This window comes from Streptomyces sp. NPDC048290 (assembly GCF_040652095.1).
Taxonomy (GTDB): Bacteria; Actinomycetota; Actinomycetes; order Streptomycetales; family Streptomycetaceae; genus Streptomyces.
Map to the genome: position 1 here is coordinate 130515 of NZ_JBEZLM010000025.1, position 23229 is coordinate 153743.

A 23229-nucleotide genomic window follows, 5' to 3' on the forward strand; every position below is an offset into this window, starting at 1 on the left:
AAAGACAGTGGACGCAGAGTTCGACGTCGCAATCATCGGTGGCGGACCGGCGGGTTCGACCATGGCCTCCTACCTCGCCAAGGCGGGGCTTTCGGTCGCGGTCTTCGAGAGCGCGGTGTTCCCGAGGGAACACGTCGGAGAGTCGTTGGTGCCCGCCACGACTCCGGTGCTCCTGGAGATAGGAGCCATGGCCAAGATCGAGGAGGCGGGTTTCCCGAAGAAGTACGGTGCGGCCTGGACCTCGGCGGAGGACCGCGACATCGACCACATGGGCTTTCGCGGTCTGACCCATGACTTCCGCGGCGCCGGCATCATGTTCAACGAGCGCAGCCAGGACGGTGTGGACCGCGACTACACGTTCCACGTGGACCGCGGCACGTTCGACCAGATTCTGCTCAAGCACGCCGAGGAACTGGGCGCCAAGGTCTTCCAGGGCGTCCGGGTCGGCAAGGTCGACTTCGACGGCGAGATACCGCAGCTCGAGGCCAGGATAGGCGGCAGGAGCGTCAACATCCCGGTCCGTATGGTGGTGGACGCGAGCGGTCGCCGTACGCACCTGGGGACGCAGCTGAAGTTCAAGGTGCCGGACCCGGTGTTCAACCAGTACGCGGTGCACACCTGGTTCAAGGGCATCGACCGTCAGGCCCTGTCCGCGGACAAGGAGCAGGCCGACTACATCTTCGTCCACTTCCTGCCGGTCAGTGACACCTGGGTGTGGCAGATCCCTATCACGGACGACATCACCTCGATCGGTGTCATCAGCCAGAAGCGCCGCTTCCAGGAGGCCGGGGGCGACCGCGAGAAGTTCTTCTGGGACACCGTCGCCAGCCGTCCCGCGCTGCTCGACGTACTCAAGAACGCCGAGCAGATACGCCCGCTCAAGACCGAGGGCGACTACAGCTACGGGATGAAGCAGATCGCCGGTGACAACTTCCTGCTCATCGGGGATGCCGCACGATTCGTGGACCCGATCTTCTCCAGCGGTGTGAGTGTGGCGCTCAACAGCGCCCGGATCGCCAGTCAGGACATCATCGCCGCCGCCAGGGCGGGTGACTTCTCCAAGGCCCGCTTCACCGCCTACGAGACGAAGCTGCGGCGTGGTGTGCGCAACTGGTACGAGTTCATCTCCATCTACTACCGGCTCAACATCCTCTTCACCGCGTTCGTCCAGGACCCGCGCTATCGCCTCGACGTCCTCAAGATGCTCCAGGGCGACGTGTACGACGACGCGGAGCCGAAGGCCCTGGCCGCCATGCGCGCGGTGGTCGAGACCGTGGAGAACGATCCGGACCACCTGTGGCATCCGTATCTGGGCGAACTCAGGGCGCCCTCCACGGCTCCGGCCTTCTGACCGGTCCGGGCCGCAGCGCCGCGAGTACCTCCCGCATCGCCCAGCCGGGGGTGTGGGAGGTATGCGCGGGCCCGGTGGGTGGCCGCCGGTGCACCCAGCTCACCAGGTAGGTCCGTTCCGCGCCGGGCACGGTGGCGGTCGAGCAGTCCCAGCCGGCGACCGGATGCCAGTCGCCGTCGGGGCCGAGGGAGCGCTGCGGCGGTCCCGGCCGGGCGAACCCGATGCGGTCGAAGGGGTAGCGCATCCCCTGCCCCATCGCCTTGCTGTACGCCTCCTTCAGCGTCCACAACCTGATCAGTTCCCCGTTGCGCCGTTCCGGCGGCAGCAGGACGAGGAGGGCCCGCTCCTGGGGCGTGCACACGCTGTTCTCCCATCCCTCGCCGCCGAGCCACCGGTCGGCGGCCTCCGCGTCCACGCCGACGCGGCCGTGCCGGCTCACCGCGGCGACCAGCAGGGGGCCGGCGTGGCTCAGTCCCAGCTCGAGTTCGGCGCAGCCTCGAACGTAGGGGCGCCCGTGGGGCATGTAGGCGATGTCCACGCTCTGTGCGGGTGCGTCCATCGCCTGGGCGGCGGTGTGCCGGAAGAAGACGCGGGAAGCCAGGTAGCGCTCCCGTGCGCGGGGGTGGGACAGCGTCAGGTAGTGGGGCAGGTTCGTGCCGAGGAGCCGACGCAGCGAGGGTCCGTCCGGGCGGTCGGGTGTCCACTGGGGAACCCAGCCGTACGCCACGGCGAGGCCATGCCGCAGGAGACTCTCGCGCAGCGGTGACCAGGGGCCGCGGGGGCCCGGAACATGGACCGGTACGACCGGGTCGGCGGGCACGGGTCAGTCCCCCAGGGTGATCGGTGCGGCCAGCGGGACGGCCCGCAGGTCGTAGCTGAGGCCACCGTCGAACCGCGCGAGCATTTCCTGGTGGACACGGTCCAGACACGACAAGGGGGGTTCGGTCGGGGCGGTGTCCAGCAGCCCCGCGATGCGGTGCAGCGCGGCCGTCAGCCAGCAGGTCTCGGCCAGGAAGCCCCGCGTGTGCGCTCGTTGCTGCCACCAGACCCCGACACAGGCGGCGGCGGCCACCAGCAGGGCGTAGCGGTCCGCGAGCGAGCGGGCGTACGGACCCAGCAGGGCCTTGTGCCCGGCCGCTGCCAGCGGCGCGCAGGCCTCCCCCAGCCCCGTGATCGCGCCGGCCAGGCGGTCGAGTTGCGCGCTCAGCGCGGCGTGGCAACCGGGGTGTGTGGCCGTGTCTCCCGCGTGCTCGATGCGTGTGGCGTGGTGGGCGAGCGATTCCAGCGGGGCGTCGGTGCCGGCCGCGCGCGGGCAGTGCGCCGGGCGGGCCAGGTCGAGTGCCGGCAGCGGCGCGTCGGGCTGGAACAGCGTCTCCGGAATCCGCGTGCGCGGGTCGCTGGCGGTGAGGACGTGGCCGGGCGGGCGGGTGGGGAGCCGGGCGACGAGTACCGCGTAGGCGGGCACCTCGTCCTCCGTGGGCCACAGGGGGGACGTCAGCGCCCCGAGGCGGTGGGCGAATCTCCGGTACCGCGGTGCGCCGCCGAGCCGCCTCCCTTCGAGGACGGTGGTCAGATCGTGCCCTGTCTCCGTCAGCAGCCGCTCGGCGAGGTAACCGGCGGCTGCCGCGTACACGGACGCCCAGTCGGGCAGGAGGTGGATCGCGCGCGCGGCGCAGAGCGTGACGCAGTCACTCACCAGCAGGTCCAGGAAGGCCCCGGCCAGCACGCCGGGCCCGGACGGTGCGGCGGGCTCGGGGCGGTCGGTCGCGTGCGTCGGCTCGATCGTGCCGCGCAGCAGGGAGTCGAAGCGGGCGATCACCGCCGAGGCGTGCACCCCGTGGGTCAACCGCGCGGCCCGCAGGGCGAGTTCGAGTCCGGCTCCGGGCTCGTCGACGACCGCGTCCCAGCCGAGTGTGCGGCTGTGCCCGCCGGGTGGCATGTCGCGGGGGTCGAGCAGCAGCGTGGTGTGATCGCGGCCCGTCCGGCTCATGTGGTGACGTGCCGTGACGACCAGCGCGTGGCAGCCGTGCGGGGGCGCGGGGGCCGCCGCCGCCGCGGACAGCCGCAGTCCGCCGGGGCCCGTCCGGGCCGTGAAGGTGTCGTGCGGTGGCGCGGGACCGCCGCCCGCCGGGGCCATCCGGTCGCCCCGCAGCAGGAGGGCGGCTGCCCGGTGTTGCTGGCCCCGGGAGCCGCCGGACCAGATCCGCACCGCGGACGGGAAACCGCTCAGCGTGTGCCAGGCGGCTTCCGGCAGGCCCCTGCGAAGGACCGTGCGCACCACTTGGTGCAGTTCCTCCGCGTCCTGGAGGCGCCCGCCGACGGCCACCGGGACGAACTCGGCGGGGAAACCGTAGGCGCGCAGGGCGACCGCCACCCGCTCCGGAGCCTCGCCGGCACCGGAGAGGGAGCGGTCGAGGCGGGCGATCCGATTCACCAGGGGACGTTCCCGCGCTCGCGCTCGGGAAGGCGCCGCCGCTCGTCACGGAGCGGTGCCAGCGAGCGGACGAGCACCTGCCGGGTCGTGCCGGGGTCGATGACGTCGCCGACCAGACCGCGTTCCGCCGCGCTGATCCGCGGGACGACGCCCGACGGCGCCACCTCGCGGGCGAGGATGCCGCCGTGTCCGGCAGGCGCCGCGACGCCCTCCTGGACGCGGGCCCCGGCTGCGTCGTTCAGGCTGACCAGTGGGGCTCCCGCCGCGGCCGCCCTGCGCATCACCTTGTGCGCCTTCGCCGCGCGCGCTTCTCCGAGCGTGCCCGCGAAGACGCGGAAGTCGTGGGCGTACACGAGTACCTGGCGCCCGCGCACGGTGCCCCTGCCGGTGGTGGCGCCGTCGCCGTCCGGTCCGCGGTCCTCCAGGCCGAAGCCGGTGGTCCGGTGCCGGCGCGGGGGCTCGGACTCCGGGAAACCGTCCTGGTCGAAGAGCGGGTTCGGCCGTTCCGGGACAGTGGGCTTCCCCTTCGTGTGCTGCCTGTCGGTCGCTTCGGGACCGGGGCCGTCGAGCAACCGGTCCTTGCGTAGCCGTCGTCGTGCGGTCGGGCGTGCCAGGCCGCTCGCTCCGCACGGCGGGGACTGTGCCGACATGATCCGGCTCACCGCGTGGTGACGGAGAAGGGGAGATCCGCGCGCGGGGTGGCTCCCCAGCGGTTGGCCGTCACCGGCGGCGGACCGGACAGGGCGCCGTCGTGGCGGTTGAGGCGTTTTTGCGCGGGCTCTCCGACAAGCACGGCGTGGTGGATCTCCTTCACCAGCGCCGAAGGCTCCAGGCCCAGCTCACGGGCCAGCGCGTCACGCAGGTTCTGATAGGCCCGCAGGGCACGCCACGAACAGCCCGTGCCCTGGAGGGCGACCATGAGCTGGGCGCACAGGTTCTCGTTGAGCGGGTTCTGCGCCACGAGAACCTTGAGTTCGGGAACGAGCGCGGCGTGTCGGCCGATGTGGAGGTCCGCGCAGATGCGTTGCTGCAGTACGGACATCCTGCTCTCGTTCATGCGCAGCGCATCGAACTGCAGCACGTTGCCCACCCTGACGTCGACCAGCGCGGGGCCCCGCCACAGGGTCAGGCCCCGGGTGAAGTAGTGGGAGGCGAGCCGGTGGTCGCCGGACTCGGCGGCCGTACGGCCGGCCTCGGCGAATCGGTCGAACCTGAGCCAGTCGAGGTGTTCGGCACCGACCCGGAGCAGGTAGCCGCCCTGCTGTGTCACCAGGACGTCCTTGGCCCTGCGCTCGTCGTTGTGCCCGATCGCCCAGGCGATCTTCCGACGCAACTGGAGCACGTAGGTCTGGAGTATGGATGAAGCGCTCTTGGGAGGTGACTCCCCCCAGAGCTCTTCCATCAGCATGGAGACGGTCACCATTCGGTCACCTTGCAGGCTTAATAAAGCCAGCAGCTGCCGCAGCTTCGTGGCAGACGGCACAATTGAGATCCCGTTTTCGACAGCACTGATCGGCCCGAGTACTTTGATCTCCACTGATGACTCCCCCATCGGTGATGCTGGTGACCCAGGAACTCAAAAAGGTGACGAACCACACGCCCTATACGACGCTCCCGGACCCTAGCGTCGGCAGACTCTTCGGATGCCGACTAGCCTCTCGCATACACTCCCTCGGTCAGGAGCATGTCAAACCTGGAGCCGGAAAAATCCACGATTGAGAGCACGGAAAGAAGGGCGGAAAACAGGGTTCTCAACGCTTGAATCCGGCCACGAATGATTCGGCCTCCTGGCAGGCAACTGAGGCCGCACAGTGTGATCACCGTCGACCTGGCCCCGCACTGACCTGCATCGACTCACTTCCTCTTACGTAATGACATAAAAGGAACCCCCGTTCCCCACATTGAAAACGTTCCTGATTCAAGCTCTGCCGCAAACGGGCCGGCGAAGGAACGAAGTGACCCCTGCAAGGGCTGGCTTACCTGCCGCGCCCGAGCGTATCACTGCATCAATATCGCGTGTCAAGCATAACCCATTTCAGCGTCTCGTCCAGGGCATGACTTTCGTAGGCACCCGGCCTCTGGAACACCCGCCATGAACCCCGAAAGCAATGAGGTCTTTCAGTGCCCCTGCGTCGAAATAGTGGAATATCCCTCCTTCCCGCCTCCTCGGTAATTCGACTCCGGAGTCTGTGATTCCGCCAGGGCGCCCCGCACGGAATTCACATGCTCTTGTCACGACTTTGAGTTGCCATATCGGCGCCGGGGTGCTCCACCCCGGCCGCACCCGGGGGGAGCGACGCCGCATACCGCGCGCGCCGCCCGGCGTCCGGATGGCGGCAGAGGGCGTGCTCCGCGAAGCCGCACCCCGCGCCGGGGATGCCACCGACCGTTCGCCGCCGACGCTCCGGCAGGCCGCCTTCGCAGTCGACGCCGTCCCGACCGGACGCTTTCCCCAAACGCTCTTCCGGCACAGCGACTCCCCTCCACCGAACCGCAGCCTTCGCCCAGATCGGTACCGTACTGTACGGTACCGTTCGAGCCTCCGAAAGACCGTCCGGTCGGCCCCCGGATGCGAACGCTCCGTCGGTTTCACCGACGGCCGGAGTCCCGCCCCGTGCGGGGTCAGCCCGCCGAGGGGCGAAGCGCGAGTGGCAGCACCACGTTGTCGACGAACTCACGGACGTCGTCGACCCCGAAGGGCTCCCCCAGGTTGAAGCGGCGGAAGAAGATGACCGCCGGCGCCAGTTCCCACAGCGGTTTCACGTCGACGTCGGGCGGGATCTCCCCCCGGTCCTGCGCCCGCGCGAAGGCGGCCGTGAGGGTCTCCCGGCGCATGGCGATGTACCCGTCGCGGATCGTGCTGGCCAGCTCGGGGTTGCGGCCGAGTTCGCCGAGCAGGTCCACCATCACGTCACCGAACCGGTCCAGTTCGTGCAGGATGTCGCCCAGCGCGGCGATCAGATCGCCGCGCAGCGATCCGGTGTCACGCTCGGACGGAAGGTCGCGGGTCGCGTTCACGAACGCGGCCACGATGAGGTCCGACTTCGACGGCCAGCGACGATAGACCGTGGCCTTGCTCGCGCGCGCCCGGGAGACGACGCCGTCCACGGTCAGACGGCTGTACCCCACCTCACGCAACACATCAAGAGTCGCACTGAGCAGCTCGTCTTCGCGGGCCTGCCCTCCCCGCAACGGTGTTGACATGCCAGCAGTTTACGCGAGCCCTTCACCGCTGGTACGGTACCGTACCGTACTGCTCGAGTTCGCGAGGGAGTCCCGATGCCGTCCGCACCCCTGCACCCGGCCCAGCCGTATCCACAACGTTGGGCTGGACTCAGCGTCCTGGCCCTCAGTCTGTTCCTCGTGGTCACGGCGAACATCGCGCTCGTCGTCGCGGTGCGCGACGTCGCCCAGGAGCTGCACACGACATCGAGCGAGCTCCAGTGGATGCTGGACGGCTATCCGCTCACCGTCGCGGCACTGCTCTTCGCGCTCGGGGCGGTCGGGGACAAGTTCGGCCGCCGCGCCGCCCTCATGTGGGGCCTGGCCGGGTTCGCGGCGTTCAGCATGATGGGCGGACTCGCGGACGAACCGTCGATGGTGATCGCCGCCCGGGTGGGGCTCGGAATCTCCGGCGCGCTCATCATGCCGGCCACGCTCGGCCTCGTCCGGGTCACCTTCACAGACGACTCCGAGCGCAAGCGCGCCCTGTCGCTGTGGGGTGCCGCTGCCGGTCTCGGTCTGGCCGGCGGCCCGCTCCTGAGCGGGGCGCTCGTCGAACCGTACGGCTGGGAGGCCTCCTTCTACCTGAACGTTCCCATCGCCCTCGCGCTGCTCATCGCCTCGGCACCCCTGCTCCCCGCCTCCCGCAACCGGGACGCCGGACGCCTTGACCCCTGGGGGGCGTTGCTGTCCTGCCTCATGCTGGGCGGCCTCGTGTACGGCGTGATCGAAGGCCCGGCCAAGGGCTGGCTCTCGGGCGAGGTCCTGGGCGCCTGGGCGCTCGGCCTGGTCGCCCTGGTGGTCTTCATCCTCGTGGAACGCCGGGTCAGCAACCCCATGGTCGACCTGACCTGGTTCAAGAACACGTACTTCGCCGCCGGGGCCGGCTTCGCCGGACTGATCTTCACCATCGTGATCGGGATGATCTACCTGGTGTCGCTCTTCTCCCTCCAGTTCCTCGGCCACAACGCACTGGAGGCCGGGCTGCGTCTGCTGCCCGCCGGCATCGCCCTGATCGTCGGAGTGCCTGTCGGTGAACGGCTCTACCACCGGATGGGGCCCCGCCTGCCCATCGCCATCGGGGCGTTGCTCGCCACGGGCGGTGCCTACGCCCTGACCACGATCGACATCTCCAGCGACGACACGGTCCTCATGGTGTCCGGCGCACTGTTCGGGCTCGGTTGCGGTCTGGCCGTCCCCGCCATGACGGACTCGGTCATGGCCAATGCGCCCGCGGCACGCGGCGGCGTCGTGGGCGGCACCTTCGATGCGGCCATCGAGGTCGGTGCGGCCCTCGGCATCGCGGTCTTCGGCAGCGTCCTCAGCACGGTGTACGACGACAAACTGCCCGCCCAGGTCACCGCTCAACTGCCTCCCGCGGCCCGGGAAGCCGCCGAGGACTCGCTCGGTGCCGCCCTCTCGGTCGCCCAGCAGCTTCCGGACCAGGCGGCACGACCGCTCATCGAGGCGGCGCGCTCCGCCTTCATCGACGGCACCAGCACCGCGTCCTACACCGTGCTCGGCATGGCGGCCCTCACCACGGTGCTGGCCATCGTGCTGGTGCCCAAGCGGCCCTCCCCGAAGGAATCCCCGGCGGAAAGCCCGGCCCCGCATTCGGCATCCCCGACCGCCCAGGGGGATACGGCCAAGCGGGTCTGAGCCGGCCACAGTTCCTGGACCGACCCGCGCTCGCGGCTTGTGGTTCAGGACAGCGCGCCCGGGACATCCCCCGTCCGGGCGCGCTGCCATGTCCGGAACCCACCACGCTCGAGAAACAGGCAAGCCTTCCCTCACGACCAGCAGTGGCCCACTTGACCTGCGGCAGGCCGCTTTCTATACCACTGCTAGAGCGGCAGTGTGGGCCCCGTTCCCTACGGTGTGGCAGACGCCAACGCCCTACGGAGCCTGCAGTGGCTGAAACCCGCGTCGGGCGCCCGATGCCCCCCGTGCGTTTCAGCCACGACGCGTGACAGCGGCCTCTTCGCGAGACGCTCTCACGGGGAGTTCCTTCACTCGTGAGGAAATGATGCAGCAAAGGAAATCAATAAGGATTCTCGTAGTAAGCGAACGAAACGTCGTAAGGGCCGGATACCGCGCCCTCCTGGAGAACGTCCCCGATCTGAAGATCGTCGGCGAGGCGGAGAACGTGGCCCAGGCCATCAAGATCTCGGCCGCGCAGTGTCCCGACATAGCCATGCTTGACTCCGAGAGCGACTCGATCGACGTGCCGGCCGTGCGCCGCATGATTGCCCTGCAGAAGGCGAAGTTCACCCTGATGCTGGTCGACAGCATCGACCAGCGGGTGCGCCAGCTCCGGGGCGTCGGTGTCGACGGCGTTCTGCTCAATCAGTCGAGCTCGGACATGATCTGTGCCGCGGTGCGCTTGATAGCCGCCGGCTACACCCTCATCTCCCCTGCGGGCGCCCGGCAGCCAGAGAGCACCATCGCCGCGGTGAAGGACAGCAACAACCTCGAACACCTCACTCGACGTGAGGCCGACGTACTACGGCTCATCGCGCGGGGAATGACCAACGCGGAGATCTCCACCGAGCTCTCCGTGAGCGAGAGCACGGTCAAGTCCCATGTCCAGCACATGTTCAACAAGCTCGAACTGCGCAACCGTGTGCACGCCGTGATCTTCGCCTACGAGATCGGCATCGTCAGAACGGGCACCACCGCGGAAGCAACGCCCCCTGCCTTGATGGCTTGTGCGGGCTGACGACTTCATGCCTGGTCGGCGGCGAGGTGAACGGTGCGGGTTCCGGTCTGCGGTTCTGTCGATCGACCCACGCTCTGCGGATTGCCGGACGTTCGCCGCGCCCAAGCGGGCGCGTCGGACCCTTGGGTGACCCTCGCTCAGGACTGCGGCGGTTCCCGGAGGGCGACGACGTGGCCTGCGGTGTGCGGAGCACGCGCGGTGTCCTTGAGCCGGTGCTCGAGAACGAGGATCAGGTCGGCCTGGTGGATGGCGGCGCCAAAGACCGGGATGCCGGCCCTCTGAGCCCGTTCGGTCCGGGCCTGGCAGGACCGCCGCGCGGGAGGACCTCGGCTTGGCGGCCACGCTCGGTGCGGGCCTGTTCGATCAGGGCCGGTTGTTCGCTGGACGCTTCCGGTTCGGGGAAGGCTTGAAAGCTGAGTGAGGGCATCGCAGCGGTCTGCGGTTGCAGGGCTTCGGCGATCGATGGGGCGATACGGGTCGGGGCGCGACGGCCTGGTGCGCGGCGAGTGCCTGGTGGTGGCCGGGTCCTGCCGTCACGCCGACTTCCGCACGGGTGATGCCATGGCCCGAAGCCCTGGCCGCGCGTCTGCCGCTCCCCCGCTTACGCGATGGCCGGGTCCACCCGGGAGGTCCGGGCGGCCCGGCGGTGCGCGTCGACAGCGTCAGGGAACTCCGGGCTGTCGATCTGCTGGCATCCGGGCCCCGTGGTCTGCCGCGGACTTCGGAGATCGGCCCGAACCGCGTTCTTCACCTTGACGAGGGGATGGCGCTGCCGCTCTCCGCCGGGGTCTATGCGCGATGCGCCGCAAGTCCCGCGATGAGGGTGTGGGCGGTGATGTCGAATTGAGAGTCCCAGTCGCCGAGGAAGTCTGACAGGTGTGCCGCGAGGGTGGGGTAGGTCTCACGGTCCTCGGTGATGCGCTGACGCAGAGCGTCGCGGCTGGCGTCCTCTGCCCGATCGGCCCATGCGGTCTGGGTCGAGGCGGAGGCGATGACCAGCTGCGACACCGACGCGGCTGCGGCGGCGAGGGTAGCTCCTTCGAAGCCTGCCCGGCTGAGTGCGGCGTAGACCGTCTCGGAGCGCGCCAGCGCATGGGGTCCGGCCAGGGGGCGGGTGCCGGCGAGGGAGGCCGCCCACGGGTGGCGCAGGAGCATGGCGCGAAGCTGTCGCATGAACAGCAGGATGATGTCGCTCCAGTCGCGTTCCGCGGCGTTGGCCGGCAGTGCGACCTCGGCGAAGACCTCATCGAGGGCGAGGTCGAGAACGTCGCCTTTGGTCGCGACATGCCAGTACAAGCTCGTGGCGTGCACGTCGAGGTCACCGGCGATCTTCCGAAGGCTCAGCCCGTCGATGCCTTCCCGGTCGAGCCGGTCGACGGCGATCGCGATGATGCGGTCGCGGCTCAGCGCGGGAGCCCTGCGGCGTTGCTGCGGCGCGCGGAACCACACCGCGCCGGGGGAGTTCTCGTCCTGTTTGCCAGCCATCCCTAGACCCTATCGCCCTGAGTAAGCCCTACGGTGTAGGTTTCATTCATGACTGTTGGAGAGAGCTCGATCAGTGGCATCCGCCGTGATCCACGGCGGTGGGTGATCCTGGGTGCGGTCTGTGTCGCGCTCACGGTGATCGTCATGGACAACACGATCCTCAACGTGGCGATCCCCACGATGCAGGACGATCTCGGGGCAAGCCCGCCCGAGTTGCAGGCGATCGTCAACTCATATGTCGTCGTGTTCGCCGGCCTGCTGGTCGTGGCGGGGCTGATCGCGGACCGCTACGGACGACGGCTCGCGGTGATCGCCGGACTGGTCGTCCTGGCTGCGGCTTCCGTCGCAGCCGCCTTGGCGACGACCGCGCTGTGGCTGATCGCGGCCCGCACCCTGATGGGGATCGGAGCGGCACTGGTCATGCCCGGAACGCTCGCGATCCTGGTGCATGTCTTCGATCCCGGTGAACGGGTCAAGGCGTTCGCGGTGTGGTCGGCGGTCGGATCGGCAGCCATGGCGGCCGGCCCCCTCCTCTGCGGCGTGCTGGTCGAGCAGTGGGGGTGGCCGGGAATCTTCGTCATCAACGCCGTCATGGCGACCGCGGCGGTCGCCCTGATCGCATGGCTGGTCCCCGAGTCACGCGACCGGCAGCATCGCTCCATCGACCTGTTCGCCGCGGTGGCGATCACCGTGGCGATGGCCTCGTTCGTCGGCGCGATCATCCTCATCCCCGATCACGGTCCCCTGTCCCCCGCGGTGCTGGCGGCCTTGGCCTCGGCTGTCGCCGGCGCGGCCGTGTTCTGGATACGGCAGCGGCGTGCTCGCGCACCGATGATCGAACTCAGCCTGTACCGCGACCGACGGTTCGCAGGTGCCAGTGGAGCGGTTGCCGTTCTGGCCATCGGCACCGGAAGTGTGCTGTTCATCCTCACCCAGCACCTCCAGCACGTACTGGACTACTCGCCGTTGCAGGCGGGGCTCGCGATCGTCCCGCTGGCCATCGGTGTCGTCGGGGCCTCGCCGGTCGGTGCCCGTCTGCCCCAGCGCATCGGTCACCGCCGGTCCATCATCATCGGCTTCACCGTCACCGCCGCCGGGTTCGCCGTGCTCGCCACGCTCACACCGACCAGTGGCTACGTCGCCGTCGCGATCGGACTGCTCCTCGCCGGGGCCGGATCCGGCCTCGCGTCACCGGCCGTCCACACCACTGTCCTGGGAGCTGTGCCCCCGGACCGTGCGGGGATGGGCTCAGCGCTCAACGACACCCACCAGCAACTCGGCATCGCGCTGGGCGTGGCGTGCATCGGCAGCATCGCCGCCGCCGGCTACCGGTACTTCGCACCACCGAGCCTGAACGTCGACACCGGGTCATCACTGGGCAGCACCCTCAACGACCTCACAGCCGACCAACAGCACCTGATCGACAGCGCACACCTCGCGTTCACCCAGGCACAGAGCGCCGCCATGCTGATCTGCGCCGCCTTCGCACTCACCGGTGCCCTCATCGCGTGGCGCATCCTGCCCCAGGAGGGCCGGCCTGACTAGCCACTTGCCTCCGGAAGGCGTCGAGGCTGTTGGTGGCGTGAGGCTTTAGCGAGAGCCGGTGTGGACGGTTCGTGTGCCGGAGTCGTCGCAGCCGGGGTGGTGGCGATGTTGTGTCTCGCGGCAGTGCGGGACACAGGGTGGGAGGTGCTGCCGGAGCAGGCGCGGCAACTGCCCGCTGAGCCGGCCACCCGGTTTCCGACGCACCCGCCTCCACCGCCTGACCCGTGCACAGACACCTGGGCCGGACTCGGAGTCTTCGCCTACGACCTCCACCGGACGGCCCCCACCGCCCGGTTTCCGGCCACCCGCCCCGGCGTCCCTTGCCGCCCGCGTCTCCCGTCCGCCACGCTCGTCCGGCATGACACACCGACACCCCACCGAGCCGAGAAGCCTCCTGGACGGGCTGTGGTGCCCCTACCCGGAGCGGACCAACCCGCACCTGCCCGCCGTACGGCGACCGCACCTGGAGTGGATGCTCCGGTAGCGGATGATCGGGTCCGAGCGGGCCGTCCCCGCGTACGACGCCTGGGGGATGGACCGGCTGGCGCTGGACCTGGTGGAGCGCCATGGGCCGCGCGCTCCCCGAACGGCTGGCCCACCACCCGCGCCTGCGCACGCTCTACGACCTCGCCCGCAAGCACATCGGCTGGGTCAACGACGTCTTCTCGGCCAACCGCGAACGTTCCACCGGAGGCCAGAAGTACAACCTCGTCCCCGTCATGGAACGCCCGGCCGCGCCCGCACCCTGGCCGACGGCTGTCCGCGCGACTTCCACCGCGTCAAGCGGTCCCTGCCGGAGGTCTGGGCCGAACTGGAGCTGACCGACGCCGAGCGCCGCACCGCCGCCGACTATCTCACCGGCGTCGAGCACTGGATGGCCGGCCACATGTACGGGGACCCCGACCCCAGCCGGTACGTGGAACTGACGGTCGCGGACGTCTGCCCGTCGCCGGTGTTCTTCGGACCCGGCTACGCGGAACTCGTGGGCGGCGCCCCGAAGAGTCCCGAGTAGGTGACGCGGAGGCGGGGTCGAGCCCTACGCTGTGGCCCGAAGGATCGGTCGTCCACCGGGGGGTACTCGATGATCGTCGGCGTCCACGGCATCCGCTGCTACCGCTATCTCACCAAGGCCGGTGACCCGGAGGGCGCCGCGCTGGCGCTGGCCGCCGAGTGGGGTGCCGCGCTGGGCAAGGGGTACGACGGGGTCGCCTACGAGGCGGGCGGGCTCGCCGCGGCGTACTACGCGCATCTGCTGCACCTGGGGACCGCGCAGGGCGCCACCGACGAGGACCCCGCCCTGCTCGGCGACACCGGGCAGCGGATGCTCGCCGACTGGGCCACCGCCCTCGGCGCCCCCGACGAGGTGCTGATGGGACGGGCGGGGCTGCCGGTACGGCAGATCGCCGAATGGATCGCCACCTGGCACGGCGCGCTGGCCCGCCGGGTGGTCGTGCTGTTCTGCCGGGAGGCCGACACCTACCTCGGCGACCCGCTCGGCGAGCGGCGCGTCCAGGTGCGCGCCGCGCTGAGCCGCGTACTGGAGGAGCGCCGCCCGCGGGTGCTGCTGGCGCATTCGCTGGGCAGCGTCGTCGCCTACGAGACCCTCTGGCACCGGCCCGTGGAACTGGACACCCTCATCACCCTCGGCTCCCCGCTCGGTCTGCCCGGCGCGATCCGCGACCGGCTGTCCCTGGGCCCCGGCAACGAGCACCTCACCGGGCAGCGGCCCCCGGGCGTCCGGCGCTGGGTCAACATCTGCGACATCGGGGACGTCGTCGCCATCCCCCGGGACCTGCCCGCCGTCTTCCCCGGGATCGATGTCCACCACGAGGTGAGCCTCGGCCCGATCGCCACCCACAAGGCCACCCGCTATCTCGCGGTGCCCGAGGTCGCCGCCGAACTCGCCCGGCTGCGCTGACCCGGGGCCCGCCGCTCAGACCGCCCGGCCCAGGACCACGATCTCCCACTCGCAGCCCAGCACCAGCCGGTCACCGCACACCAGCAGCGACTGCACGGCACCCGGAACGCCCAGCCCGCCCGTCTCCGGCCCGGGGCCCCACACCCGCACGGCCCCGTCGTCCGCCGCCACCACCAGCGCCCCCGCCCCTGCCCCACCGCACGCCAGCGCGTTCACCCCGCCCACCACCGGCAGCGGCTCCCCCCGCTGCCGCCCCCGCCCGTCCCCGGCCAGGTCCCACAGCCGTACGGCCTGGTCCTGACCGCCCGTCACGGCCACCGGGACGCCCTCCCGTTCGGTCCACGACAGGGCCGTCGCCCAGCCCTGGTGCGCGGCGACCGGCGGCATCAGGGGCAGCCCCGTCGACAGGTCCCACATCCGCAGCGTCCCGTCGTCACCGCACGACAGCACCGCCGCACGCGTGTCCACCGTCAGACAGGCCAGCGCGTTCACCCCGCCGACATGCCCGGCCAGCGGCAGCCCCCGGCGCCGCCCGGACTCCACGTCCCACAGATGCAGCAGCCCGTCGGTGCCCGCCGACACCAGCACCGGCCGCCCGTCGAGCACCGTCGCCGCCAGCGCCTGGACGGGCGCGGTCGCCGGGGAGAACGCGGGCCCGTACGGCGTGCCCTCGCGCAGATCCCAGGCACGTGGCCGCCCGTCACCGCCCGCCGTGACCACCAGCGGACGGCCCCGGACGGTCACGACGGCCAGGGCGTGCAGGGCGGCCGGCCGCGCCCCGGCGGCGCCGGTGACGGCGGTCGGGACGGGCGGGCCGAACGGCGTGCCCTCTTCCAGGTCCCAGCGGTGCAGCAGCCCGTCCGCCCCGGCCGACACCAGCACCTCCCGGCCGTCCAGCGGGGCGTGGGCCAGCGCCGTCACCCACGAGGTGTGCCCCGGCGCGGGGGCGCCGCGCGGACGGCCGGGCGGCACGTGCCACACCCGCAGCGCCGGGTCCAGGCCCGCCGAGATCAGGACGGGCGGGTCGGAAGGGGGCCGGGCCAGGGCGGTCACCGCGACCATGTGCTGCCCGACCAGCCGCCCCTGTTCGGTGCCCTCGGCCGGGTCCCAGATCCGGATCGTGCCGTCCCGGCCGCCGCTCAGCAGCCGCAGCCCCGAGGGCTCCGGCCCGCCCGCCGTCCCGTCCCCGTCGACATGGGCGAGGGCGTACACCGGTCCGTCGTGCGGCACCGCCGACGTCGCCAGCAGCGTCCGCGCGTCCGCGTCCCACACCCGTACATGGCCGTCAGCGCCGCCGGTCACCACACGCGGACGGTCCCCGGCGGCGGCCAGCGCCAGGGCCGTGACCCGGCACGGGTGAGGCAGATCGGCCGTGCCGTCCTCGCCGAGCGGGGCGCACAGCCGGACCGTGCGCTCGTCGTCGGCCACCGCCACCAGCGGCCCGCCCGCCCCCGACAGACACGCCACCGCCGTCGACCGGCCGAGCCCGGAGCGCAGTTCCTCGGCCGGCAGCCCGCCCTCCAGATCCCACAGCATCAGCCGTCCGTCGGCGTGCGCCGTCACCGCCATCCGCCGCTCCACCACGTCCACACAGCCCAGCGCCCGCACCTCACGCGCATCCGTGAACAGCGGCTCCGGACCCTGCCACGGCTCCAGACCGGGCAGCGCCCGCACCTGCGGCACCCCGTCCGCCGCCACCACGATCACCACCCGCTGCCCACCGAGTTCCGTACAGGCCAGCGCCCTGATCTCGCCCCGCCCGGGATCGGCCGCCGCGCGCACCCTCCCGTGCAGGGCGTCCCACACCCGCAACCGCCCGCCACGCGTACCGCTCACCACGTCCGCGGCGCCGCTGGTGGGCGTGGCCAGCACGGTGACCCGGTCCCCGGGCAGCGGCAGGGTGAAGGCGTGTGCCGCGCTGATCTGGCTGGCGGTCGCCCACTGCGGCGGCCACCCCATCGGCGGCCCCTGTCCGGGCCCCGGTCGCGCCAGCCGGTCGGCGAGGGTACGGGCGCCCCGCCGTACGGCGTCGATGGCCAGGATGTGTCTGCGGCCCTCGTCGGGGACCGCCCGGTGGACGTGCGCGCTGGTGCGGTACACGGCCGCGGCCCGGCGGGCCGACTCGGACCCGGCGTGGCCGAGTTCGGGATCGAGGCGGTCGGGGTCGGCGTGCACCAGGAAACCGGGGTCGGTGCACAGACCGTCGAAGGCGTCCGCGTCCACGGCGTGCTGGGCGAGATGGCGGCGCAGATAGTCGTCCAGCCCCGCCCACCGCAGGGACCGCTGGGGGTCGCCGCTGTCGCGCAGAGTGTCCAGGAGCGCGGCGTACACCGCCTGCGCGGCCGTCGCCCCGGCCGCCGCCCGGGGTCCGGGGGCGGCCTGGTCGCGGAGTTCGTCGGCGATGCTCTGGTGCAGCAGCCGGTACAGGGCGGTGCCCCGGCCGTCGGGCACGGTCCGCAGGAAGGCCCGGAGTTCACCGAGGAGGCGGGCCACCTCGGCGGTGCGGGTCTCCTCGTCGCCGGGGGGCCCGGCGCCACCCGTGTCCGACCCGGCGCCGGACGGGTCGAACATGTGGGCGACGGCCGCGACCAGCCCCACCGGCAGCCCGTCGCCCTGCGCGAACGCCAGCGCCGTGAGCACCGGCCGCAGCAGATGGTGGGCGTGGTCCCCGGCGAACTGCAACTCCAGCAGACCCGGCAGATCACGCGGCACCGCGTCCCCCAGCTCCGCTGCCGCCCCGGCGTCCTCCAGCGCCGCGCGCACCCCGTCCTGGAGGGCGTACGAGGTGTAGAGCGCGGCGATGAGATGGGGGCCGGTCGCGGCGGGACGGCCGGAGTCGGCGAGGGCGTGCGCGGTGGCGGCGGCGAACCGCTCCGCCCCGACGGCCCCACCCGCGCCGGACGGGCCGGCCCCGGCCCCGACGTCGGCCCCGACCTCAGCCCCAGCCTCGGTCCCAGCCCCAGCCTCCGTCCCGGCCTCCAGCAGCCGGGTCACATAGGCCCGCAGATCCGCCTCCAGCGCCTGCTGCCCCACCGCGTCCAGATCGATCAGGTCGCCGTCGACCCTGGCCCCGGCGATCAGCCGCAGACAGGGTTCCTCGTCGCGGGCGGCCAGCAGGACCCGGCACAGCGGGAGCCCGTCGGGCCGGTCCAGGGTGGTCAGCGGCTGGAACAGGTCCCGCAGCAGCTCCACCGGGTCCCGGGCCTCGTCCAGCGCGTCGGCGACCACCACCGGCGGCGGCCCCGTGCGCCGGCTCAGCGCCTCGATCAGCCGGCGCGGATCGGTCTCGGGCCCCTGGGCCGCCCCGGCCCAGTCGGGACCGTGCGCGCCGAGCCGCCGGACCAGGGACCGCACCACCTCGGCGAGCGTGCGCTGCCGGGCGTGGACGGGCAGCGGCGCCGACCGCACGGCCAGCTCCCGGCCCAGCGGCTCCCACACCTCCCGCGTCGGCCCGCGCAGTTCGGGATGGGCGGCGCAGAGCACCACACCGAGGAGCGCGGACTTGCCCGCGCCGGGGCTGCCGGTCACCACCATCAGCCGCCGGGCGGTGGCCGATCCGTCGGTGAGCCACCCGGCCAGCCGCTCCACCTCCGCCGCCCGACCGGTGAACAGACCAGGCCGCGCCCCGCCTTCGGAGCGAGCGGCGGGAAAGGCCGCGCCGCCCTGGGCGTGCCGGCGGAAGTGGTCCGCGTCCGCCACCTCGTCCAGGGACGGCGCCGCGGCCCCCGTTCCGGGCGGCAGCGGCCTGCCCGCCTCCCGGTAGCCCGGGTTGGGCAGGAACGGCAGCGTGGGGCCGAGGCCGTCGAGGGCGGTGACGGTGATGTTCTGCGGCCGTCCCCGGACGGCCTCGACCTTCCTGCGCAACCGGGCGCGCACCTCGTCGGCGAACCAGAGGAAGGGGACGTACCGGCTGCCCGGGTCGTACTGGAGCCGCCCCTGCGCCAGCGCGGTCAGCACCTCGGCGACGGCCTCGCTGAACCGGCCGTCGATCGCCGCCTCGCTAGCGGTGGACGCGGCCATCACCCAGGCGCGATGGGATCCGTCGAGGAGGCGGTCCAGCTGCCAGTCCAGCCGTGCGGCGGCCCCCGAGTGGCACAGGTCCAGCAGGAAGAGCACCAACGGCCGCCCGGGATAGTCCTCCACCTCGGACAGCCAGCCCGCCACCGAGGTGCGCGAGGTGTGGACACCGTCCGCGCCGAGGACGTAGAGCCCGGTGGGCCTGAGCACTCCGTGGCTGACGACATGGACGATCAGCACCTCGTCCTGGCCGCCCTCGGCGAGACGGCGGTGGACGGCGTCCCCGAGCCGCCCGGCGGACGGCCCGCCGTCCCCCGTACCGTCTTCGTCGCCCGTACCGTCGTCGCCTGACAGGAGCCGCTCGCAGGCGTAGCCGAAGCAGGGCAGCTCCAGCGCCGCGGTGAGTGCCGCCACCCGTCCGGCCGCGAACTCCAGCGGGTCCGGACCCTCGTCGTCCTCGACTCCCCCGAACTCCGTCCCGGCCGCGAACGAGGTCACCCCCACGCCCAGCGCCCGCCGCACCACCCCGTCCCCTGACGGCACCGGCCCCTCGCCCGACGGGGCCGCCGCCCCGGTGGCGGGGGCGTCCGTCATGACCCCTGCGGGCGCTCGGCCGCCGCCGGCTCCGCCAGGACCAGCGCGAGTTCCGCGGTGCCGGGACCGTCCGGGCCGGCGCCCGCGCGCAGCCGGTCCAGGGCCAGCGCGCCCCAGGCCGCCGCGCCCGAGCCGTCGCCGCAGGCGGCGAGGGACCGCACCTGGTCGCGGACGGCCTCCCGCACGGCCGGGTCGTCGTCCCCGAGGGCGCCCATGGGCTCCAGATGGCGGGTCAGGGCCAGCAGATCACCGCCCCCGTCGAGCGGATCCCCGGACACCGCCGCGTGCCAGGCGACGAACGTGGCCCGCGCCAGCCGCCCGGCCGCCGCGGTCCGCGCCGCGTCCATCCGCGCACGCCGCACCCGCCCCACGACCGCCGGCACGAACACCGTCCCTCCACCCTCAGCCACACCGGCCAGCCCCGCCCCCGTCAGCGCCTCCAGCGCGGCACCGCAGGTCTCCGGCAGCGCCCGCGTCAGGAACGGGACCGGCACCGGCCCGTGCGCCAGCACCGCGCACAGATCCAGCAACCGCCCCGCCGCCGGGCACTCCCGCACCACCCGCTCCTGCGCGAGCGCGCACATCTCGCCCACCGGGTCCGCCAGCGCGGCGGCGGGCCGGGCCGCCGGGTCGGGATCGGCACCGAGCGCGGCGAGCAGCACCTCGGGCGGCTCCCCGCCCAGCACCCCGCCCGCCATCGCCAGCGCCAGCGGTACGTCGTCCAGCCGGGCGGCGATCCGCAGCGCCACCGGGGCGGTCAGACCGGGCACACGGTCGCGCAGGAAACGGATCGCGGTGGCCCGCTTGAACGCGGGGACCCGGTGCGACCGCGCACCCGGCGGCCAGGAGGCGCCGTCGTCGGCCGAGGTCACCAGCAGCGTCCCCGGCCCACCGGGCAGCCGGGGCGGCAGGTCGGCGGGCGCGGCCCCGTCCACCACCAGCAGCCACCGCACCTCGTCCCGGCCGTCCGTGGCGGCCAGCAGCGCGGGCAGTCCGGGCCCGGTGACGGGCCGCCCGCCCGTCGTCCACACCACCTGGTCGTACTCCTGCCCGTACCGCGCCACATAGCGCGCCGCGGCGGTCGTCGACCCGCCTCCCTCACGGGCCGTCAGCACCTGCGCCGCGCCCGGCCCGCCGAACGCCCCGGCGTGCACCTCCGCCAGCAGCGCGTCGTCGTCCGCCGCCCCGGGCACCGGCGGCAGCGCACCCGACAGCACGGGCGCCGCCGCCGGCACCGCCCGCGGCTCCTCGGCCGCCGCCTCCAGGCGCCGGGCGAGGGTCTCGTACTCCCCGCTGAGGTGCCGCAGCGCCTGCGCGGTCACCGTGGCGAAGGGCCGGTCGAGACGGGCGACGGCCACGGCGTCCTCCTCACCGCGCAGCAGGGCGGTGAAGTCGGCGGCCGGGTGCCCGGAGCGGCGGCCCTCGTCGACCAGCCAGTCCGCGACCAGCTTCATCGTCCGCAGGATCTGTGTGCGCCGCGCCGAGTGCAGCAGGACCTCCCGCACACCGGGCCGGAACTCGAACCGCACCGGCCCCCCGGTCGACCCGTCCTCGTCGGCGCGGGTCACCAGGCCCGTGAAGAGGACCTCGGTGAGCACCGAGGGACGCGGATCGCCGAGTACCGACGCCTGCACCAGCCGCATCACCGGCAGGCTCAGCGGAACCGCCGCGAGCTGCACCGCCAGCGCCTGCGCCGCCGGACTCGCCCCCTCGCGGAACGCCCGCACCAGCTGCTCCGGGTCCTGCGGACCAGGGTCCGGCACCGGACCGGGCGACACCGCCACCACCGGACCGGGCGACTCCGGGACGAGCGTGGCCACCGTGTCCCACACCGACGTCTCCCCGCTCACCAGCGCCGCCCACGGCCCCAGCCAGCGCGGATCCAGCTCCAGCACCGGTACCGCCATCGCCCGCGGCGCGGGCCGGTGACCGCCCAGCGGGGTCACGGCGAGCCGGACGTTGGCCGTGCCGGGCGTCTGCGAGCCGAGCCGTACGTCGTGGACGGTGAGCGCGCTCTGCCCCCACATCCGGCGCGGCAGCAACTGCACCAGGGCGACCGGACCCGCCTGCCCCCAGGTGCGCAGCAGCCTTCCCAGGGTGCCGTCCGCCCAGGACGGGCTGACGCAGTCGGAGGCGACCAGCACGACCCGTCGGCCGGTGGTGTCGAGGATCTCCAGCGGGCTGCGGTCGGCCCGGTGCTCGTCGGGCCCCGCGGTCGGCGGACGCAGCACGATGCCCCGGGCCGGGATCTCCTCGGTGGGCAGCAGCCAGTGCTGCACGGACCTGAACGCCCCCACACTCCCGAGCACCGACAGGAACTCCCGCACGGTGTCCCGCCACACCATCATCGACACCGAGTCGTCCACGACGAGCACCAGATCCAGCCACCGGCTGGGCGCCGGACGCAGCACGGGGGACCACTGCGCGGTGTCGATGATGCGTTCCACCGTGGCCTCCTCGTCCAGTTCCAGTGGGCCCCTGCCCCCGGCCGGGACCCAGCGGGTGAGCGGGCGCAGCGAGCGGGCGAGCGCCCCGTGTCCCGGCAGCGCGGCGGGCGCCGGCAGCCGCAGCCGGTCACCGGGCGGGCTGGAGATGCCGGGCGCGGCGTCCGGCAGGTACAGACCCATCCCCGGCGCCGGATCGTGGGCCGGCCGAGGCTCGGCAGGCGCCGGGGACCCGACCTCCTCGGCCCAGTCCCCGTCCGCCGGCACCTCGGTGTCGATGTCCCGCACCGCCGAGAGCGGTCCGGTGTCGGGGGACGGCGCCACCTGGGCGTACGGACCGACCCACTCCGCGAGCCACAGCGCGTCCGCCAGCGCCTCCGGTTCGGGCGCGGGACCGGTCTCCAGCAGCCGCAGCAGCGCGGCCACGTCCCGTGTCATGTGCCCGGCCCGAGCGGCCTGAGCAGCAACCGCACCAGTTCGTCGCGGCCCTCCACGGTGCCGTTCCCCGTGGCGAGATAGAGGGCGTTGAGGAGCTGGTCGGTGGAGACCAGGCCCTCGGCCCGGTTGCGCAGGAAGACCTCGATGATCTCCCGGCCGCGTTCCATCCCCGCGTGGCCGAGATGCGCCTCCACGATCCGGGCGAGCTTCTCCAGGTCGGGCTCGGGCAGTTGCAGGCTCACACAGCGGCGCAGGAACGCCGGCGGGAACTCCCGCTCCCCGTTGCTGGTCAGGATCACCAACGGGAATACCGTGCACTGCACCTGGCCCCCGGTGATCTGCGCGGTGCGGCCGTCGGAGGTGAGCACATCGATCGTGGGTTCCCTGGTGAGCCGGACGAGCTCGGGAATCTCGAACTCCCCCTCCTCGAACACGTGCAGCAGGTCGTTGGGAAGGTCGAGGTCGCTCTTGTCCAACTCGTCGATGAGCAGTACCCGGGGCCGCCGGGAGGGCAGCAGCGCGGTACCGAGCGGGCCGAGCCGCAGATACGACCCGATGTCCGAGCGTTCCTCACGGGGCGGGCCCGGGACGTCGTCCCGCTGGGCGCGCAGCGCGGCGAGCCGGCTGGCCTCCTGGAGCCGGCCGATGGCGTCGTAGGCGTACAGGCCGTCCCGCAGGGTGGAGCGGCTGGTGATCGCCCAGCGCAGGACCGGGCCGAGGCCCAGCTCGTGCGCGATCTGATGGGCGAGCGTCGACTTCCCGGTGCCGGGGCGGCCGGTGACCAGCAGCGGACGGCGCAGCAGCAGCGCCGCGTTGACCGCGTCGACCGTGTGCGGGTCGGACTGGTAGACGGTGGCCCGGTAGCGATAGCGGTGCTCCTCGCCGTCCGGGCCGGGCGCGGGCCGGGTGACGGCCCGCCAGGGCGGTGGCTCGGGCAGCCGGTCGATGCCGTCGTGGCGCTGACCATGGCCCTTGTAGATGTGCCAGTCCTGCATGTCGTCCAGCCCTTCCGGCCCGCCGTCCGGCCGTCCTGCCGTGTCCCCGGCGCTGGGTCCGCGCCGT

16 protein-coding genes and 1 pseudogene are annotated in these 23229 nt (G+C 72.5%); 8 read left to right on the forward strand and 9 right to left on the reverse strand.

Translation table 11 applies throughout. From position 1 onward, the window contains the following. Positions 1 to 7: 7 nt before the first annotated feature. The gene (locus AB0D49_RS33400) at positions 8 to 1351 is read left to right on the forward strand and encodes an NAD(P)/FAD-dependent oxidoreductase (protein WP_362765002.1); all 1344 of its coding nucleotides are present in this window, start codon (positions 8 to 10) and stop codon (positions 1349 to 1351) included. Here AB0D49_RS33400 and AB0D49_RS33405 read toward each other — a convergent pair. The 5 genes and pseudogenes from AB0D49_RS33405 to AB0D49_RS33425 all read right to left on the reverse strand — a co-directional run bounded on the left by AB0D49_RS33405 (position 1320) and on the right by AB0D49_RS33425 (position 6989). Then, a complete protein-coding gene (locus AB0D49_RS33405; RefSeq protein WP_362765005.1) occupies positions 1320 to 2171 on the reverse strand; it encodes a 4'-phosphopantetheinyl transferase superfamily protein in 852 nt (283 codons plus the stop codon). The two genes, AB0D49_RS33400 and AB0D49_RS33405, sit on opposite strands and share 32 nt — an antisense overlap. Before the next feature lie 3 nt (positions 2172 to 2174). Further along, positions 2175 to 3785: a hypothetical protein gene (locus tag AB0D49_RS33410; protein WP_362765007.1), complete on the reverse strand. Its 1611-nt coding sequence runs from the start codon at positions 3783 to 3785 to the stop codon at positions 2175 to 2177. A gap of 131 nt (positions 3786 to 3916) precedes the next feature. After that, positions 3917 to 4435, reverse strand: a pseudogene (locus AB0D49_RS33415) (carboxyl transferase domain-containing protein); the annotation flags it as partial. A gap of 8 nt (positions 4436 to 4443) precedes the next feature. Continuing rightward, complete coding sequence (locus AB0D49_RS33420) at positions 4444 to 5268, reverse strand: AfsR/SARP family transcriptional regulator (protein ID WP_362765009.1); 825 nt, start codon at positions 5266 to 5268, stop codon at positions 4444 to 4446. A gap of 1139 nt (positions 5269 to 6407) precedes the next feature. Continuing rightward, the gene (locus AB0D49_RS33425; protein ID WP_362765011.1) at positions 6408 to 6989 is read right to left on the reverse strand and encodes a TetR/AcrR family transcriptional regulator; all 582 of its coding nucleotides are present in this window, start codon (positions 6987 to 6989) and stop codon (positions 6408 to 6410) included. A gap of 75 nt (positions 6990 to 7064) precedes the next feature. On the opposite strand from AB0D49_RS33425, the gene AB0D49_RS33430 reads away from it, so the two are divergent. Next, positions 7065 to 8666 carry an MFS transporter gene (locus AB0D49_RS33430; RefSeq protein ID WP_362765013.1) on the forward strand — a complete coding sequence of 534 codons (1602 nt, stop codon included), beginning with the start codon at positions 7065 to 7067 and terminating at the stop codon, positions 8664 to 8666. Between the two features lie 364 nt (positions 8667 to 9030). Continuing rightward, complete coding sequence (locus tag AB0D49_RS33435) at positions 9031 to 9726, forward strand: response regulator transcription factor (protein ID WP_362765016.1); 696 nt, start codon at positions 9031 to 9033, stop codon at positions 9724 to 9726. 789 nt (positions 9727 to 10515) lie between these two features. Here AB0D49_RS33435 and AB0D49_RS33440 read toward each other — a convergent pair. Further along, a complete protein-coding gene (locus AB0D49_RS33440) occupies positions 10516 to 11211 on the reverse strand; it encodes a TetR/AcrR family transcriptional regulator C-terminal domain-containing protein (RefSeq protein WP_362765018.1) in 696 nt (231 codons plus the stop codon). 48 nt (positions 11212 to 11259) lie between these two features. Here AB0D49_RS33440 and AB0D49_RS33445 point away from each other — a divergent pair, with 48 nt between their 5' ends. From AB0D49_RS33445 to AB0D49_RS33465, 5 genes are all read left to right on the forward strand, one after another. Then, positions 11260 to 12756 carry an MFS transporter gene (locus AB0D49_RS33445; protein ID WP_362765021.1) on the forward strand — a complete coding sequence of 499 codons (1497 nt, stop codon included), beginning with the start codon at positions 11260 to 11262 and terminating at the stop codon, positions 12754 to 12756. A gap of 358 nt (positions 12757 to 13114) precedes the next feature. Next, entirely contained in the window at positions 13115 to 13240 is a 126-nt protein-coding gene (locus tag AB0D49_RS33450) for a hypothetical protein (protein WP_362765024.1), read from the forward strand. An 82-nt stretch (positions 13241 to 13322) separates the two neighbouring features. Then, positions 13323 to 13577, forward strand: coding sequence for a terpene synthase family protein (locus tag AB0D49_RS33455; RefSeq protein ID WP_362765027.1), 255 nt, complete (start codon positions 13323 to 13325; stop codon positions 13575 to 13577). 53 nt (positions 13578 to 13630) lie between these two features. Beyond that, entirely contained in the window at positions 13631 to 13768 is a 138-nt protein-coding gene (locus tag AB0D49_RS33460) for a hypothetical protein (protein ID WP_362765030.1), read from the forward strand. Positions 13769 to 13837: 69 nt separating this feature from the next. Next, positions 13838 to 14674 carry a hypothetical protein gene (locus tag AB0D49_RS33465; protein ID WP_362765033.1) on the forward strand — a complete coding sequence of 279 codons (837 nt, stop codon included), beginning with the start codon at positions 13838 to 13840 and terminating at the stop codon, positions 14672 to 14674. A gap of 15 nt (positions 14675 to 14689) precedes the next feature. Here the strand turns inward: AB0D49_RS33465 and AB0D49_RS33470 are convergent, their stop codons facing one another. Genes AB0D49_RS33470 through AB0D49_RS33480 form a run of 3 tightly spaced genes read right to left on the reverse strand, consistent with a single transcriptional unit; the run spans position 14690 to position 23162 of the window. Beyond that, positions 14690 to 19285, reverse strand: coding sequence for a WD40 repeat domain-containing protein (locus tag AB0D49_RS33470; RefSeq protein ID WP_362765036.1), 4596 nt, complete (start codon positions 19283 to 19285; stop codon positions 14690 to 14692). After that, positions 19282 to 22167, reverse strand: a complete 2886-nt coding sequence (locus AB0D49_RS33475) for an SAV_2336 N-terminal domain-related protein (RefSeq protein WP_362765039.1) — start codon at positions 22165 to 22167, stop codon at positions 19282 to 19284. Before AB0D49_RS33475 ends, AB0D49_RS33470 begins: the two co-directional genes overlap by 4 nt. Next, entirely contained in the window at positions 22164 to 23162 is a 999-nt protein-coding gene (locus AB0D49_RS33480) for a MoxR family ATPase (RefSeq protein ID WP_362765041.1), read from the reverse strand. The genes AB0D49_RS33475 and AB0D49_RS33480 overlap by 4 nt, the downstream gene beginning before the upstream one ends. Positions 23163 to 23229 lie beyond the last annotated feature (67 nt).